The sequence below is a fragment of the Duganella sp. Root198D2 genome (assembly GCF_001428585.1).
Classification (GTDB): domain Bacteria; phylum Pseudomonadota; class Gammaproteobacteria; order Burkholderiales; family Burkholderiaceae_D; genus Rugamonas.
This window is the reverse complement of the sequence record NZ_LMIC01000012.1, coordinates 174712-191358: the sequence shown is the minus strand read 5'-3', so window position 1 is coordinate 191358 and position 16647 is coordinate 174712. Positions and strand designations below refer to the sequence as shown.

10 protein-coding genes are annotated in these 16647 nt (G+C 61.1%); 7 read left to right on the top strand and 3 right to left on the bottom strand.

Annotation, left to right across the window (positions count from 1 at the left end):
- Positions 1 to 112 precede the first annotated feature (112 nt).
- The 3 genes from ASE26_RS13330 to ASE26_RS13320 all read left to right on the top strand — a co-directional run bounded on the left by ASE26_RS13330 (position 113) and on the right by ASE26_RS13320 (position 7978).
- The gene (locus ASE26_RS13330; RefSeq protein WP_055939040.1) at positions 113 to 4834 is read left to right on the top strand and encodes a glutamate synthase-related protein; all 4722 of its coding nucleotides are present in this window, start codon (positions 113 to 115) and stop codon (positions 4832 to 4834) included.
- Positions 4835 to 4849: 15 nt separating this feature from the next.
- Positions 4850 to 6313 (top strand): glutamate synthase subunit beta, encoded by a 1464-nt coding sequence (locus ASE26_RS13325; RefSeq protein WP_055939037.1) that lies wholly within the window; start codon positions 4850 to 4852, stop codon positions 6311 to 6313.
- Between the two features lie 237 nt (positions 6314 to 6550).
- Entirely contained in the window at positions 6551 to 7978 is a 1428-nt protein-coding gene (locus ASE26_RS13320) for a polysaccharide lyase family 1 protein (protein ID WP_057246387.1), read from the top strand.
- Between the two features lie 53 nt (positions 7979 to 8031).
- Here the strand turns inward: ASE26_RS13320 and ASE26_RS13315 are convergent, their stop codons facing one another.
- Positions 8032 to 8697 carry an NUDIX domain-containing protein gene (locus tag ASE26_RS13315; RefSeq protein WP_057246386.1) on the bottom strand — a complete coding sequence of 222 codons (666 nt, stop codon included), beginning with the start codon at positions 8695 to 8697 and terminating at the stop codon, positions 8032 to 8034.
- Positions 8698 to 8809: 112 nt separating this feature from the next.
- On the opposite strand from ASE26_RS13315, the gene ASE26_RS31535 reads away from it, so the two are divergent.
- Together ASE26_RS31535 and ASE26_RS31840 are read left to right on the top strand one after the other, a co-directional pair.
- Positions 8810 to 9955, top strand: a complete 1146-nt coding sequence (locus ASE26_RS31535; RefSeq protein WP_055939028.1) for a hypothetical protein — start codon at positions 8810 to 8812, stop codon at positions 9953 to 9955.
- Positions 9948 to 11078 carry a DNA methyltransferase gene (locus ASE26_RS31840; protein ID WP_055939026.1) on the top strand — a complete coding sequence of 377 codons (1131 nt, stop codon included), beginning with the start codon at positions 9948 to 9950 and terminating at the stop codon, positions 11076 to 11078. The genes ASE26_RS31535 and ASE26_RS31840 overlap by 8 nt, the downstream gene beginning before the upstream one ends.
- Positions 11079 to 11095: 17 nt before the next feature.
- Here ASE26_RS31840 and ASE26_RS13300 read toward each other — a convergent pair whose 3' ends face one another.
- Together ASE26_RS13300 and ASE26_RS13295 are read right to left on the bottom strand one after the other, a co-directional pair.
- Positions 11096 to 12283 (bottom strand): FAD-dependent monooxygenase, encoded by a 1188-nt coding sequence (locus ASE26_RS13300; protein WP_055939023.1) that lies wholly within the window; start codon positions 12281 to 12283, stop codon positions 11096 to 11098.
- 206 nt (positions 12284 to 12489) lie between these two features.
- The gene (locus tag ASE26_RS13295; protein ID WP_055939020.1) at positions 12490 to 14805 is read right to left on the bottom strand and encodes a TonB-dependent receptor; all 2316 of its coding nucleotides are present in this window, start codon (positions 14803 to 14805) and stop codon (positions 12490 to 12492) included.
- Positions 14806 to 15036: 231 nt separating this feature from the next.
- Here ASE26_RS13295 and ASE26_RS13290 point away from each other — a divergent pair, with 231 nt between their 5' ends.
- Entirely contained in the window at positions 15037 to 15840 is an 804-nt protein-coding gene (locus ASE26_RS13290; RefSeq protein WP_055939017.1) for an ABC transporter ATP-binding protein, read from the top strand.
- A complete protein-coding gene (gene mlaE, locus ASE26_RS13285; protein ID WP_055939015.1) occupies positions 15837 to 16619 on the top strand; it encodes a lipid asymmetry maintenance ABC transporter permease subunit MlaE in 783 nt (260 codons plus the stop codon). Before ASE26_RS13290 ends, mlaE begins: the two co-directional genes overlap by 4 nt.
- Positions 16620 to 16647 lie beyond the last annotated feature (28 nt).

Below are 16647 nucleotides of genomic sequence, written 5' to 3'. Positions count from 1 at the left end.
CCAGAGACTGATGCTGAATTAATCTGACTCCGACCCTAATTGTTTTTGTTGCGCGATTTTGTGCATTGCACTACTCTGGATTTTCGTGAGTAAAAATTCAGCGGAGAAATGCATGGAAGCGCAAGGTTTGTACAACCCAGCCAACGAACATGACGCCTGTGGCGTCGGTTTCGTCGCCCACATCAAAGGCAACAAGAGCCACTCGATCGTCGAACAGGGTCTGCTGATCCTGAAGAACCTGGACCACAGGGGCGCGGTCGGCGCGGACAAACTGATGGGCGACGGCGCCGGCATCCTGATCCAGATTCCCGACCAGTTCTACCGCGATGAAATGGCCAAGCAAGGCGTGGAACTGCCGCCGCCTGGCGAATACGGCGTCGGCATGGTGTTCCTGCCGAAGGAAAATGCCTCCCGCATCGCCTGCGAACAGGAAATCGAACGCGCCGTGCGCATCGAAGGCCAGGTTGTGCTGGGCTGGCGCAATGTGCCGATCGACTCGGAAATGCCGATGTCGCCGCGCGTGCGCGAAAAAGAGCCGGTCATCCGCCAGATCTTCATCGGCCGCGGCCAGGACGTGATGGTGACCGATGCGCTGGAACGCAAGCTGTACGTGATCCGCAAATCGTCCGGCCACGCGATCCAGGCGCTGAAGCTGATCCACGGCAAGGAATTCTTCGTGCCGTCGTTGTCGGCCCGTACCGTCGTGTACAAAGGCCTGCTGCTGGCTGACCAGGTCGGCGTGTACTACAAGGACCTGCAGGATCCGCGCTGCATCTCGGCGCTGGCGCTGGTGCACCAGCGCTTCTCGACCAACACCTTCCCTGAGTGGCCGCTGGCCCACCCATACCGCCTGATCGCGCACAACGGCGAGATCAACACCGTCAAGGGCAACTTCAACTGGATGCGCGCTCGCGAAGGCGTGATGAAATCGGCGGTGCTGGGTGAAGACCTGCAGAAGCTGTTCCCGCTGATTTACGAAGGCCAGTCCGACACCGCCTGCTTCGACAACGCGCTGGAATTGCTGCTGATGGCGGGCTACCCGCTGGCACAAGCAATGATGATGATGATTCCGGAAGCGTGGGAAAACCACACGCTGATGGACGACAACCGCAAGGCCTTCTACGAATACTACGCGTCGATGATGGAACCATGGGACGGCCCTGCCGCCATGGCCTTCACCGACGGCCGCTATATCGGCGGCACCCTGGACAGGAACGGATTGCGGCCTGCGCGTTATATCGTGACCGACGACGACCTGGTGGTGATGGCGTCCGAATCGGGCGTGCTGCCGATTCCTGAGTCGAAGATCATCCAGAAATGGCGCCTGCAACCAGGCAAGATGTTCCTGATCGACCTGGAAGCCGGCCGCATCATCGACGACAAGGAGCTGAAAGACACCTACGCCAACGCCAAGCCATACAAGGCATGGATCAACGCGGTGCGCATCAAGCTGGGCGAGCTGAAAATGAGCGAAAGCCAGACCGCAGCCAACGTGGCCAAGTACGGCCCGGCCGCCGGCGAGAAGCCATCGGCATCGCTGCTGGACCGCCAGCAGGTGTTCGGCTATACCCAGGAAGACATGCGCTTCATCCTGGCGCCAATGGCGATCAATGGCGAAGAAGCTGTCGGCTCGATGGGCAACGATTCGCCGCTGGCCGTCACTTCCAACAAACTGAAGCCGTTGTACAACTACTTCAAGCAGCTGTTCGCCCAGGTGACCAACCCGCCGATCGACCCGATCCGCGAAGCGATGGTGATGTCGCTGGTGTCCTTCATCGGCCCGAAACCGAACCTGCTCGATACCAACAACGTCAATCCGCCGATGCGCCTGGAAGTGGCGCAGCCGGTGCTGGGCTTCGACGACATCGCGCGCCTGCGCACCATCAGCCAGCACACCGGCGGCAAGTTCAAGTCCTATGAGCTGAGCATCTGCTACCCGCTGGCCTGGGGCAAGGAAGGCGTGGAAGCGTCGCTGGCATCGCTGTGCGCGGAAGCAGTCGACGCGGTGAAATCCGGCCACAACATCCTGATCATCTCCGACCGCACCGTCGGCCCGGACCGCGTGGCGATCCCGGCCCTGCTGGCAACGTCCACCATCCACCTGCACCTGGTGAGCAAAGGCCTGCGCGCCTCCACCGGCCTGGTGGTGGAAACCGGCTCCGCCCGCGAAACCCACCATTTCGCCCTGCTGGCGGGCTACGGCGCCGAAGCCGTCCACCCTTACCTGGCGATGGAGTCGCTGGCCGAACTGGCGCACTCTCTGCCAGGCGACCTGACTCCGGAAAACGCCATCTACAACTACACCAAGGCCGTTGGCAAAGGCTTGATGAAGGTGATGTCGAAGATGGGCATCTCCACCTACATGTCCTACTGCGGAGCGCAGATCTTCGAAGCCGTTGGCCTGAACCGCCAGCTGGTCGACAAATACTTCCGCGGCACCCAGTCGAACGTGGAAGGCATCGGCCTGTTCGAGGTGGCCGAAGAAGGCTTGCGCCTGCACAAGCTGGCCTTCGGCAACGACCCGGTGCTGGCCGACGCGCTGGACGCGGGCGGCGAATACGCCTACCGCGTGCGCGGCGAAGACCACCTGTGGACGCCGGATGCTATCGCCAAGCTGCAGCACTCGACCCGTTCCAACAATTACTCGACCTATAAAGAGTACGCCCAGCTGATCAACGACCAGACCAGGCGCCACCTGACGCTGCGCGGCCTGTTCGAGTTCAAGATCGACCCGGCCAAGGCGATCCCGCTGGACGAAGTGGAACCGGCCAAGGAAATCGTCAAGCGCTTCGCTACCGGCGCCATGTCGCTGGGTTCGATCTCGACCGAGGCGCACGCCACCCTGGCCATCGCCATGAACCGCATCGGCGGCAAGTCCAACACCGGTGAAGGCGGCGAAGACCCGCGCCGTTACAGCAACGAGCTGAAAGGCATCCCGATCAAGGTCGGCGCGACCCTGGCTTCCGAACTGGGCAAGGAGCAGGTGGAAGCGGATATCCCGCTGCAGGAAGGCGACTCGCTGCGTTCGCGCATCAAGCAGGTGGCATCCGGCCGCTTCGGTGTGACCGCGGAGTACCTGAATTCCGCCGACCAGATCCAGATCAAGATGGCGCAGGGCGCCAAGCCGGGCGAAGGCGGCCAACTGCCGGGCCACAAGGTGTCCGAATACATCGCGCAGCTGCGCTTCTCGGTACCGGGCGTGGGCCTGATCTCGCCGCCGCCGCACCACGACATTTATTCGATTGAAGACCTGGCGCAGCTGATCCACGATTTGAAGAACGCCAATCCGCGCGCTTCGATCTCGGTCAAGCTGGTGTCGGAAGTCGGTATCGGTACCGTCGCTGCCGGCGTGTCGAAAGCCAAGGCCGACCACATCGTGGTGGCCGGCCATGACGGCGGCACCGGCGCCTCGCCGCTGTCCTCCGTCAAGCATGCGGGTACGCCTTGGGAACTGGGCCTGTCCGAAACCCAGCAAACCCTGGTGCTGAACGGCCTGCGCAGCCGTGTGCGAGTGCAGGCCGACGGCCAGATGCGTACCGGCCGCGACGTGGTGATCGCCGCCCTGCTGGGCGCCGACGAGGTAGGCTTCGCTACCGCACCGCTGGTGGTGGAAGGCTGCATCATGATGCGCAAGTGCCACCTGAATACCTGCCCTGTCGGCGTTGCGACGCAGGATCCGGAATTGCGCAAGAAGTTCCAGGGTAAGCCGGAACACGTGGTGAACTACTTCTTCTTCGTCGCTGAAGAAGCGCGCCAGCTGATGGCGCAACTGGGCATCCGCACCTTCCAGGAACTGATCGGCCGGGCCGACCTGCTGGACAAGTCGAAAGCCATCACCCACTGGAAAGCACAGGGCCTGGACTTCAGCAATGTGTTCTTCCAGCCGAAAGTGGACGACGGCATGACCATCTTCCACAGCGAACAGCAGGACCATGGCCTGGACAAGGCGCTGGACCTGAAACTGATCGCGCAAGCCCGGCCGGCGCTGGAGAAAGGCGAGCGCGTCTCCTTCATCTCGCCGGTGAAGAACGTCAACCGCACTGTCGGCACCATGCTGTCGGGCGAAGTGGCCCTGAAGTACGGCCATGCCGGCCTGCCGGACGACACCATCCACATCCAGCTGCAAGGCACCGCGGGCCAGTCGGCTGCGGCCTTCCTGGCAGCCGGCATCACCATCGACCTGGTGGGCGAAGGCAACGACTACGTCGGCAAAGGCCTGTCGGGCGGCCGCATCATCGTGCGCCCGAACACCGAGTTCCGCGGCTGGGCTGTGAATAACATCATTGTCGGCAACACCGTCATGTACGGCGCCGTTGCCGGCGAAGCCTTCTTCAACGGCGTGGCCGGCGAGCGCTTCGCCGTGCGTAACTCCGGCGCCACCGCGATCGTGGAAGGCCTGGGCGACCACGGTTGCGAATACATGACCGGCGGTACCGTGGTGGTGTTGGGCGCCACCGGCCGCAACTTCGCGGCGGGCATGTCGGGCGGTATTGCCTATGTGTACGACCCGGACGGCGAATTCCACAGCAAGTGCAATATGTCCATGGTGAGCCTGGAAGAAGTGAAGGCGGCCGCCGACCAGCAGGTCGACAAGGCCACCTGGCACAGCCAGCATCGCAATGGCGAACCGGAGGCCGATGAAACCATCCTCAAACGCTTGATTGAGCGCCACTTCAAACACACCGGCAGCACGCGCGCGCGCCTGTTGCTCGACAACTGGAACGAGAGCCGTGCCAAGTTCGTCAAAGTGTTCCCGAGCGAGTACAAACGCGCCCTGGTGGAAATGGCAGACAACGCCGCGATCGAAGCGGAAACTCAAGCAATCGCTGCGTAAGAGAGGATCAGAAAAATGGGTAAGATCACCGGTTTCATGGAATTCCAGCGCCAGGAAGAAAGCTACCTGGCACCCGAGGCTCGCCTCAAGAACTACAAGGAGTTCGTCATCCACCTGAGCCACGACCAGGCCAAGGTGCAGGGCGCACGCTGCATGGACTGCGGCATCCCCTTCTGTAATTCGGGCTGCCCGGTCAACAACATCATCCCGGACTGGAATGACCTGGTTTATCGCGGCCACTACCGTGAAGCGCTGAATACGCTGCATTCGACCAACAACTTCCCCGAGTTCACGGGCCGCATCTGCCCCGCGCCTTGCGAAAGCGCCTGTACCCTGGGCATCCACGAGCTGCCGGTCGGGATCAAGTCGATCGAACACAAGATCATCGACGAAGGCTGGGAGCACGGCTGGGTCGTGCCGCAGCCGGCCGAAGTCAAAACCGGCAAGAAAGTTGCCGTAGTCGGCTCCGGTCCTGCAGGCTTGGCCGCCGCGCAGCAGTTGGCGCGCGTCGGCCACGACGTCACCGTGTTCGAGAAGGCCGACCGCATCGGCGGCCTGCTGCGCTACGGCATTCCTGACTTCAAGATGGAGAAGGTCCACATCGACCGCCGCGTCGAGCAGATGGAAGCGGAAGGCGTGAAGTTCCGCACCTCGGTCCTGATCGGCAAGGATTTCCCGGCGAGTGTCGCCAACGGCTCCAAGGAAACCATCTTCCCTGAAGACCTGGAAAAAGACTTTGATGCAGTGGTGATGGCCGGCGGCGCTGAAGCACCGCGCGACCTGCCGGTGCCGGGCCGCGAGCTGAAAGGCGTGCATTTCGCGATGGACTTCCTGCCGCAGCAGAACAAGGTCAATGCCGGCGACAAGGTCAAGGACCAGATCAAGGCCACCGGCAAGCACGTGGTCGTGATCGGCGGCGGCGATACCGGTTCCGACTGCGTCGGCACCTCGAACCGCCATGGTGCCGCCAGCGTCACCCAGTTCGAACTGATGCCAATGCCGCCGGAGCAGGAAAACAAGCCGATGGTATGGCCTTACTGGCCGACCAAGCTGCGCACCTCTTCCTCGCATGAAGAGGGCTGCGAGCGTGACTGGGCTGTCGCCACCAAGCGCCTGGAAGGCAAGAACGGCAAGGTCGAAAAGCTGGTCGCCTGCCGCGTCGAATGGAAAGACGGCAAGATGACCGAAGTGCCGAACTCGGAATTCGAAATGAAGGCCGACCTGGTGCTGCTGGCCATGGGCTTCGTTTCGCCGGTGGCCCAGGTGCTGGATGCCTTCGGCATCGACAAGGATGCACGCGGCAATGCGCGCGCCCAGACCGAAGGCGACAACAGCTACAAGACCAGCAAGCCAGGCGTATTCGCAGCAGGCGACATGCGCCGCGGCCAGTCGCTGGTGGTGTGGGCGATCCGTGAAGGCCGCCAGTGCGCCCGCGCTGTCGACGAGTACCTGATGGGCAGTTCGGTCCTGCCGCGTTAATCCCTTCCCAAAAGTCAAGCGTGCCTGCGCGCACGCTTGACCTTTCTTAAGCAGTTGTCATACAACTACGGCCCCGTTCCACCCGATACTGCGGCGTTTCCGCCGCACGAATTACTTTTTGGAAATCTTTTTGCGCAATTTCAGGTATTGTTATAGGATGTCTGACGACATGGGTTGTTTGAACTAAGTTTCTGACATGTCACTTCCTCTTTAACAATTTCTGGAGATATCTAGGCTATGAAGAAAAGCTTCATTTGCGGCGCCCTGATGTTGATCTATTCCGCCAGCTCACTTGCGGCCGATTGGCCAAGTGGCTATTCCAAGTGCTCCGACCAGGGCGGCACCTGTAGAGTTGGCAGCAGCCGCCGCTCGGTTTCTTACGGCATCAAAGACAAGTGGGTCATCAAGACCCTCGTGGGCGACATCAAGTGCGACACCGGCACGTTTGGCAGCGATCCTTACCCCGGCGTGACCAAGAAGTGCGCCATCGGAGCGCTGGCCGGCACTGACCCGACGCCGACGCCAACGCCGACCCCAACTCCAACCCCAACCCCGGCGCCATCCGCCAACGCCACCAAGGAGGCCGCGCCTTCCACCGGCTGGGCAGGACAAGGCAGCGGCACGACGGGCGGCGCCGCAGCGCCTTCCTCGGCTATCTACCTGGTCAACACCGGTTCGCAACTGGTCGCCGCGCTCAAGGCGCAAGGCGATAATCCGAAGATCATCAAGCTGCAGGGCACCATCAATATGGCTGCCGCGGACAACGGCGGCCCGTTCAAGAGCGCTACCGATGAAGGCTTGCGCCTGCAAATCAAACCTGGCAGCAACACCACCCTGATCGGCGTAGGCAGCGATGCACGCCTGGTCAATGGCAACATCGTGCTGAGTGGCGTGCAGAACGTCATCATCCGCAACCTGACGATCCAGAATCCATGCTCGCTCTACCCTGTCTGGGATCCGAACGATGGCAGCAGCGGCAACTGGAATTCGGAGTATGACGGCATCACCGTCTCCGGCTCCCGCAACGTCTGGGTCGACCACAACGTCTTTACCGACGGCTCGATAACGGACGACAAGCTGCCGGTCGAAAACGGCAAGGTCAAGCAGTGCCACGACGGTGCGCTGGATGTGAAGAATGGCTCGGACTACGTGACCGTATCGAACAACCGCTTCGAACTGCACCAGAAGAACAACCTGATTGGCTCTTCCGACAGCCGCACTACGGACGATGGCCACCTGACTGTCACCTTCCACAACAACCACTTCCTGAACGTGGCGGAACGAGGTCCTCGCGTACGGTTCGGCAAGGTGCACTTGTATAACAACTACTTCGAAGGCTCGCGTTCGCACGCCGTCTACCCGAACCACTACAGCATTGGCGTCGCCTACAAGGCCAAGATCATCTCGCAGCACAACGCCTTCGATATCGCTGGCGCTTCGAGCTGCCCGAATGTCGTGACCAACCCAGGTTCGTCCAGCAAGACCGGCGCGATTACCGATGCGGGCTCGCTGCTGAATGGCGCCGCGCTCGACGTAGCCGGCAAATGCAGCTTCAGCAACCAGGTCGGCTGGAGCGTGCCGTACTCGGTGACGCCGATGAATGCATCGGCCGTGAAGGCATCAGTATTGGGTAATGCAGGGACCGGCAAGATCACGGTGAACTGATTCCCGCCCTGGTCAAGCGCACAGTCCTGTGCGCTTGACCGGATTGGCCGCATTCACATCCCTCTTTCCAGCAGGGCAAGCTGCTCGTACCGGCCAGGCTTCAGGCGATAGAGCTGGGCCGGCCGGTGCGCGGCGCCGCTCGAGTAAGCACCTTCGACCGGTTCCAGCATGTCCATTTCGCCGATCTTGCGCCGGAAGCTGACCTTGTTGATCGATTCGCCCATCAGCGATTCATACACGCGCTGCAGCTGCGGCAGCGTGAATGTGTCGCCTGCCAGGTAGCAGGGCAGGGACGAATACTGGCTCTTGCTGCGCAAACGGGCGACTGCCGCACGGATAATTTCCAGGTGATCGAACGGCAGCTTCAAGGGCTTGTCGACACTGGCGAGCCGGATGTCCGGATGCGCGCCATCGCCAATGAGCCCGGGCGGAACCAATGCATAATAAACAATCGATACCGACCAGCCGCGCGGGTCGCGCGCTGGGCCTGAAAAGGTGGCCAGCTGCTCCAGGTAGGGCGGCGTTATTCCTGTTTTCTCTCTCAGGACCCGCAAAGCGGCATCCTGCGCATCGCCATCTTCGCGGGGATGGATGTAGCCTCCCGGCAGCGCGGCTACGCCCTGGAAAGGTTCGTGGCTGCGGTTAAGCAGCGCCACTTTCAGCACATCGTCCTGCAGGGCCAGCAGGACAACGTCGACGGTGCAGATCACTTGTTGCATTGCCGGTATCTTGGGAGGTCTTAGTATGAAGATTATACTAAGCAGACACTTAGTTGCAAAACTATCCTAAGTGACTTAGACTGTCTTCATAGGCTTTGCAAAGGCAATTCGTATGAATGAATACAGCATCATCCCCATCCGGCCCCTCACTGGCGACATTTCGGCAAAGCTGTTTGCGGCACCCGTACTTTCGGCATTGCCAAAGTCTGTTCCAACCGTCGCGTTCCGCGCCCCCGATCCTGCCGACGAAGAGCGCTGGCGCTGGCACAGGATCGGCGGCCAGGCTTACCGCATCGCCCAGCCGGTCACTTTTACGCCTTACGCTTCGGCGCAGCCATGTTCCGCACGTTGCCGCTTCTGTTCGGAGACCCTGGTCGAAACAGGCGCCGCGCGTCCATCCAGCGGATTGCGGCCTGGCCCGGACTACTTCGCCGGCCTGGAAAGCGCGCTCCATGAACTGCGAGGTTTGCCTCTTTCATATTCATTGTCCGGGCTGGAAACCACCGACGATGCAGGCTGGATGGGTGCGATGCTCGACGTTCTTGCGCGGCATGCGGCCGTTTCTCCAGTGCTGAACCGCGTGCTGTACTCGAACGGCGCGGGCTTGGCCGTACCCTCGCAAGGCGAAGCACTGCTGCAACGGCTGGCAGGCTTCGGCCTGGATTGGGTGGAGCTGTCACGGCACCACTTTGATGAAGCGGCCAACCAGTCGATCATGCGCTTCAGGCATGGCATCGAAGTCCAGTACCAGCAGCCTTTTGAAGCGATGGTGCGCAGCCTGGCGGACAGCGTGAATGTGAAGCTGGTTTGCATCGTGCAGCAGGGCGGGGTGTCGCGGGTGGACGACATCATGCGCTATCTGGCGTGGGCCCATGGATTGGGTATCCGCTCTGTCATCTTCCGCGAATTCTCGAAACTGGACGACGGCTACAGGGCCAATGTCACGGCGCGCTACATCGGTGCGGCGCGCGTGTCGATGAATGCCCTGCTGGCGCAATGCCTTGCCGCGCCGGTATTCGCCGGCGATTTCGCCTTCGAACAGGTTACCGAAGGCTATTACTTCTGGAACCTGCGCGGCAGGTTCAGGGATATGCAGGTTACGTTCGAGGCGTCCGACTATTCGCAGATGCACCGGCAGCACGATTCCGGGAACGTCTACAAGCTGGTATTCCATGCCAACGGCAATTTGTGCGGCGACTGGAATCCGGAGCGTCATGTGCTGTTTGCAGCAAGCCGGCAGGAGCAGGCCAATGGATGACAACAGCTGGCTCCTGCTGCGCGAGCGTGACCAGGCATTCGACCTGCCGCCCGACTTGGCGGCGCGCGATGCCTTCGGCGCGCGCGATTGCGGCTGGGTCGAACAGATGCGGCCCTTTATCCGGCACTTTTCACCTGCGGCCGGGCTGGTGGTCGATCCGTTCAACGGCTTTGGCACAACCCTGGTCGCCGCTTCGCTCGAGGGACGGCGCGGCATCGGTATCGAGCTGGAGCAAGCGCGCGCTGCTATCGCGACGGAGCGCTTGCAGCGGCTCGGTGCGCGCAACCAGCTTGTACTATCCGGCGACCTGGTCGAATTGGCCGCATCCCTGCCCCAGGCTGACCTCATATTGACGAATGTCCCCTATTTCGGCTGCCGCTGGCAATGCAGCGATGACGCGGCGGCGCAGTTGTATAGCGCGCGCAGCTATGCGGATTTCCTCGGCATGTTCTATCGCGTGCTGAAGGCGCTGAAGCCGGCGTTGCGCGATGGCGGGCACCTGGTCGTGATGGCGGAAAATTTGCGTATCGGCGCCCATTTCGTGCCGATGGCATGGGATATTGGACGCATGCTGGCGGAGCATTTCACTCTCGTTGACGAGCGCATCCTGCTCTACCCACGTCCAGCGCAAGCACTGCCGCCAATGGCGGTGCAGAGCAACCGCTCCCACGAGTACGCGCTGATTGCCCGTAAGGAGCCCAGGCCGATCGATCTGCAAGACAGCCTGCGCTGCCTGCACGAATTGGCGGCGGACTTTCCCGAGGCGATAGTCTATGGCGGCTTTGCGCGCTGGCTGGCGCTGGAAGAGGAGGCTGGCTTGCCGTCCGATGTCGACCTGCTGGTGCCGGATAACCCCGAGCGGCTGGCTGGTATGGCGCGCTGGTTTGAGGCGCACGGTTTCCAGGTCACGCGCTGGGGCCAACCCATGGGTTGGGAGGCAGCGCCGGCGGCGCTGAACGGCGCTCACTATTTCCGTGCCCAACGGCTTCGGGCCAATGGCGGCTTATGCGTGTTCGATGTCTGCTTTGAAGACGCCATTATTGCATTTGACGTTGCCGCCGGCCAGGCGAGACGGATCGACGGACTCTCGGTCCTGCCCACGGCCAGGCCGCAGTCCACATAGGAATGGCGTAGAAGCAGCTATAGTTCGCGAGCCTGGCGGGGCATGAGTGGTAAGTGATGACTCCAACCCGTGGCCATGGCTTCGGCCAGTGCCTGGAAGTCCGTGTTCTTGCTGATGTCGTTCCGGACCCTGCAGAATTCCTGGTCCCGATTGAATAGCGATGCGGCGAGCCGGCGGCCTGCGACCGTAATGCCGGTGGTTTTGTCCAAACGGATTTCGGTAAACTTTGCAAATGCCTGCGGCAGGTCCTGGCTGGACTCTTTCAGGCATGCCGCAAGATGCCATGCGTCTTCCAGCGCCTGGCATGCGCCTTGGCCAGATGTTGGAAGAGAAGCATGTGCCGCATCGCCTATCGCTATAACGTTGTCCCTATGCCAGGTCCCGATGGGGTCGTGGTCGTGGACGTAAATCTTGTTCATCCGCTCAAGCGGGGTGTGTTCAATCATTGCCTGGATCGGGGCAGGCCAGCCAGCGAAGGCGGAGGCCAGTTCATCCTTGTAATGGGCCGGCACCTTTGGCGAGATCTCGGTGCAAGCGACACCGCCAGCCCAGTACGCCTTATTTCCTGCGACAGCAACTATGCCGAAGCGCTCTCCCACGCCCCAGTAATCCGAGACTTCAATCCTGTCGAAGTAATCTCCTTCAAGCTCGCAAACCCCAACCCAATTGATAAATCCCTGGTAGACGGGGGTGTTATTACCATGCACGTAGCGCCTTGCAGGGGAAGCCATACGACCATCGGCGCCAATAATGACGTCGGCCGTTATCGCCTGGCCATTCTGGAACTGGACTTCCGCTTGCCCTGCGCTTCGCGGCCTGATGCTTATGACCGTTTTCCCGAATTCCACGAAGCCGCCCAAGGATGCCAGCTTCGATTCGAGGATGCCCTGGAAGTCGCTCCGCAGTATTGAAAGGCTGGGATAGCCCATCTGCTTGTTGATCAGTTCGATATCTATCGAACCCAGGAATTCGCCGCTACGGGAAAGCCGCCGCATGCTTGCCGGGGAGCCCGCGACCGACTTGACGGCGTCCAGCACGCCGAGCTGCTCGAGAACGAAGCACGCGTTGGGCCAGGCGACTATGCCGGCGCCTATGTTCGATGAGGCAGCATGCCGCTCATAGATGGAAACGTCAAAGCCCATCTGCTTAAGAAGAATGGCGGAGCTGACGCCCGCAACGCCACCACCCAGGATCGCTATTTTCAACGGATTGATCTCACTGTGACTGGCGCTTGGCGCTGGGAACCCACCGCAACTGGGCGATGGTTTGCCTGCGCAGCAAGCAGTTGCGCGTACAGGTTTTTCTGGTAGCTTTTCGAATCTTCTGCCGTGCGGTCGAAATTAACGCGACGACCCTGGTAAGGCAGGCCGTCCACCAAAAGTCGTGCGCCACCATGCGATTTCGCCATACTTCAGAACTTCGCTGCGATGCTCATGCCGATACTGCGCGGCGCCAAACGGTAGCCCTGCACGATCGAGGCGACCTGCGGGTGCTGGATGACCTTGTCTTCGTCGAAGGCATTCTTGATGAAGGCAGTCAGCTGGTAGCGGTCAATCGAGATGCCCGTGCTGAAGTTGGCGGTGTGGTACCCAGGGCGCTCGTAATCGGTCTGCTCGGGATTGAGCGAGCCTTTACTTGGGCCGACCCACTGCACGCCGCCCATCACGAACGCACTGCGGCCGCCGGCGGTCGAAAAATTGTATTGCGCGGTGACGGTGCCATTGTACTTCGGCACGCCCTGCACTTGCGCGCCTTTGACTGCGCCGACGACGCCATTGGCGATGCCGTCGTCGTTCGACAGTTCGGCTTTCACATAGCCGCCGGCCGCACCCAGGGTCAGGCCGGCCATCGGTTTGGCCTTGACGTCGAACTCGAAACCTTTGCTGGTGGCGTTGCCGGCGTTGGCGTTGTATGAGTAGGCGCAGGTCGGCAGGTAGACGCCTTGCTGGATGTTCTTCCACTTCACGTAGAACACGTCGGCATTGACGGCAACGCGGCCCTGCATGAAGCGCGACTTGCTGCCGACCTCATAGCTCCACAGGCTGTCGGAGGCGTAGGTCGGCGGGCCGGCGGTCAGGCCGTTCTCCTCCAGGTCCGGGCCGCACGTGGTGGGCGGCACGAATACATTGGAGCCGCCCAGGCGGAAGCCTTTGGCAACGGAGCCGTAGATGGTGTGGTCAGGCGTGGCTTCCCAGGTCACCGCGTATTTCGGCGTGAAGGCGTGCGACGACAGCTTGGTGGTGCTGTTGTTGCCGGCGCCGGCCAGGTACAGGCTGTTGCGCTGTGCCAGCGCAGACTCGCCCTTCAGGTAGCGCGCGCCGATGGTGGCGTGCAGCGTGGGCGAGAAATAGTAATTCGCTTCGCCGAAGATCGAATTCTGCTTTTCGCGGTAGTGGAATTCGCCGGCGAATGAATTGTCGTTCGGGAAAGCGCCGGGATAGGCGCCCGGCAGCAGGTCCGGATCTGCGCTGGAGAAGCCGAACTGGGTGAAGGTGTCGTTGATGCCGAAGATCGGGTCATTCTCATTCAGGTTGGTGTGCTGGTTCGAGAAGTAGTAGCCCACCAGCCAGGTCACAGGCGAACCGCCGGCTGCAAAAGGCTTGGAGGCCAGGCGGAATTCCTGCGAGATCTGACGCACCGCATTATTCAGGTAGACCGCCGACGGCAGGCCGGCAATCGCTTCGATCAGCTGCGGCGGAGCATTGCCGCCATCGGCGGTCGAGGTCAGGAAGGTCGACAGCGAATAGCTGTTGTAGGCCGAGCCGTTCTGCGTGCGGTCGAACTTGCGCAGGAAATAGCTGGTGCTGGAAGTCAGGTCGGCCGCGCCCAGGTCCCAGTTGACCGCCAGGTTCGGCGTCAGCAATTTGTCGATGGAAGGCTCGCGCACCTGCTTCTGCGCCTGGTATGGCGGACGGTCCAGGTTGAAGGCGGCGATATCCTTGGCGTCCACGCGCTGGTAATAGATCGATGGCGTAATGCTCAGGTCGCGCGTCGGCGCCCATTTCAGGGCTACGCGCAGTTCCTGGTCCTTGATCTTGTTGATGTCGCTGGCCAGCACCTTGCCGTCGCCGTCCACCTGGTCGATGAAGCCGCCCGAGCGCTGGGCTTGGGCGCCGATGCGCAGCGCCAGTTCATTGTCGACCAGCGGGAAGTTGCCGACCACGCTGCTGGAATAGCTTGGGCTGCCGCCTTTGGTGGAGGAGGCTTCGGCATAGGCCGTGGCTTCGCGCTCTTTCAGGTCCGGCTCGTTCGGCACGAACTTGATGGTGCCGCCCATGGAGCTGGCGCCGTACAGCGTGGCTTGCGGGCCGCGCAGCACTTCGACCCGGTCGATGTCGAAGAACTTCGGTTCCACCGTGCCCATGGTATACAGGTTACCCACCGTCAGCGACACGTCGCCAAGGTAGATGCCGACGGTGGCCTGGCCGGCCGCCGAGCTGATGCCGCGGATTTCGATATTGGAAGTGCCGGGCCCGGCACCGCCGTTGCCGGTGGCGGCCGTGAAGGAAATATTCGGCACGGCCCGTGTCAGGTCGGTGAAATCGTCGACCTGCTGCGACAGCAGCGAGGCGCCGCTGATGGCGGAAATACTCATCGCCACCTTGTTCGGATCTTCCTTGCGCTTTTGCGCAGTGACAGTGACAACTTCGATCTTGTCGCTTTCCGCCAAGGCTTGGACCGAAATAGCTGCCAGGGAGCAAGCGAGGACCGTCCGACGAATTTTCATGCCTTTTTTCCTATGAATGAGCCAAAGTTATTAAAATAGCAGGAATTTGCTGCCTTGCAGCACTGAACTCCATTCAACAAGCGTTTCAATTTGTAAATTGCTGACTTTGCGGTTATTAGTGTTGTAAAATTTACCTCTTTAGCTGTACCACCCAGGCCGCTACGGGGCTCCAAGCAGAGAGAACCGTTTCTGAATTACAATGTGGCCTCAAGAACAAAGAGCGACATATCAGTGTCAAATTTAGTCGAAATCCGTGACTTACACTTCAGCTATGGGAAGCGGGCGATCCTGTCCGGTCTCCATATGGACTTCCCGCGCGGGAAAGTGGTGGCTGTCATGGGTGGTTCCGGCAGCGGTAAAACCACCGTCCTGCGCCTGGTAGGCGGCCAGATCCGCCCGCAAAAAGGTGCCGTCAGCGTGGAAGGCCAGGTCGTTCACAAGTTGAAGACCAGGGACTTGTATGTGCTGCGGCGCAAAATGGGCATGCTGTTCCAGCATGGCGCGCTGTTCACCGACCTGAGCGTGTATGAAAACGTGGCCTTCCCGCTGCGCGAACATACCGACCTGCCGGAAGAACTGATCCGCGACCTGGTGCTGATGAAACTGCACTCGGTGGGCCTGCGCAATGCAGCCAAGCTGAAGCCGGGCGAAATTTCCGGCGGCATGGCGCGCCGGGTAGCGTTGGCGCGCTCGATCGCGCTGGATCCGCAACTGATCATGTATGACGAGCCGTTCGCCGGCCTCGACCCGATCTCGATGGGTGTGACCGCCAACCTGATCCGCAACCTGAACGATGCGCTCGGCTCGACCACGATCCTGGTTTCGCACGACGTGAAAGAGTCGTTCATGATCGCCGACTATGTCTATTTCCTGTCGCAGGGCAAGATCGTTGCCCACGGCACCCCGGCAGATATGATGGTTTCGACTGACCCTTACGTGAAGCAATTCGTGCACGCGGAAGCGGATGGCCCAGTGCCGTTCCACTATCCGGGCAAATCGCTGGCCGAAGACCTCGGCCTGGGAGCACGCAAATGATGCGCCGTTTCCTGCTCAGCGTAGGTGGCGGCGCACGCGATTACGTGGAAAGCATCGGCCTTTCCTTCCGTACCCTGTTCGTCATGCTGGGGCTGTCGCCCGGCCTGCTGCGCCGTCCGCGCCTGCTGGTCGAACAGCTGCATGTGATCGGTAACTACTCCCTGCTGATCATTATCCTGTCCGGCCTGTTTGTTGGCATGGTGCTGGGCCTGCAGGGTTACTACACTCTCAACAAGTACGGCGCCTCCGAATCGCTGGGCCTGCTGGTGGCGTTGGGCCTGACCCGCGAACTGGGCCCGGTCATCACGGCCCTGCTGTTCGCCGGCCGCGCCGGTACTTCGCTGACCGCGGAGATCGGCCTGATGAAAGCGGGCGAACAGCTGTCCGCCATGGAAATGATGGCCGTGAACCCGATCCAGCGCGTGCTGGCGCCGCGTTTCTGGGCGGGCGTCATTTCGGTGCCGCTGCTGACCGGCATGTTCAGTGCGGTCGGTATCCTCGGCGGCTACCTGATCGGCGTTGGGCTGATCGGTGTCGACGAAGGCGCGTTCTGGTCGCAGATGCAGGGCGGCGTCGACGTGTGGAAAGATGTATTCAATGGATTCGTGAAAAGTGTGGTGTTCGGCGTAGCCATCACTTATATCGCGCTGTACCAAGGCTATGAAGCCCAGCCTACCCCGGAAGACGTATCCGGCGCGACAACGCGCACTGTGGTCATCTCTTCCCTGATGATCTGGTGGCTCGACTTCATGCTGACGGCGCTGATGTTCAGTAAGTAAAAACCGGTGTCAGGACTTGACACCGCTG

Coding starts and splice junctions, on each gene's coding strand:
- ASE26_RS13325 (WP_055939037.1), top strand. CDS start 4,850: ATGGGTAAGATCACCGGTTTCATGGAATTCCAGCGCCAGGAAGAAAGC.
- ASE26_RS13295 (WP_055939020.1), bottom strand. CDS start 14,805: ATGAAAATTCGTCGGACGGTCCTCGCTTGCTCCCTGGCAGCTATTTCG.
- ASE26_RS13330 (WP_055939040.1), top strand. CDS start 113: ATGGAAGCGCAAGGTTTGTACAACCCAGCCAACGAACATGACGCCTGT.
- ASE26_RS31840 (WP_055939026.1), top strand. CDS start 9,948: ATGGATGACAACAGCTGGCTCCTGCTGCGCGAGCGTGACCAGGCATTC.
- ASE26_RS31535 (WP_055939028.1), top strand. CDS start 8,810: ATGAATGAATACAGCATCATCCCCATCCGGCCCCTCACTGGCGACATT.
- ASE26_RS13320 (WP_057246387.1), top strand. CDS start 6,551: ATGAAGAAAAGCTTCATTTGCGGCGCCCTGATGTTGATCTATTCCGCC.
- mlaE (WP_055939015.1), top strand. CDS start 15,837: ATGATGCGCCGTTTCCTGCTCAGCGTAGGTGGCGGCGCACGCGATTAC.
- ASE26_RS13315 (WP_057246386.1), bottom strand. CDS start 8,697: ATGCAACAAGTGATCTGCACCGTCGACGTTGTCCTGCTGGCCCTGCAG.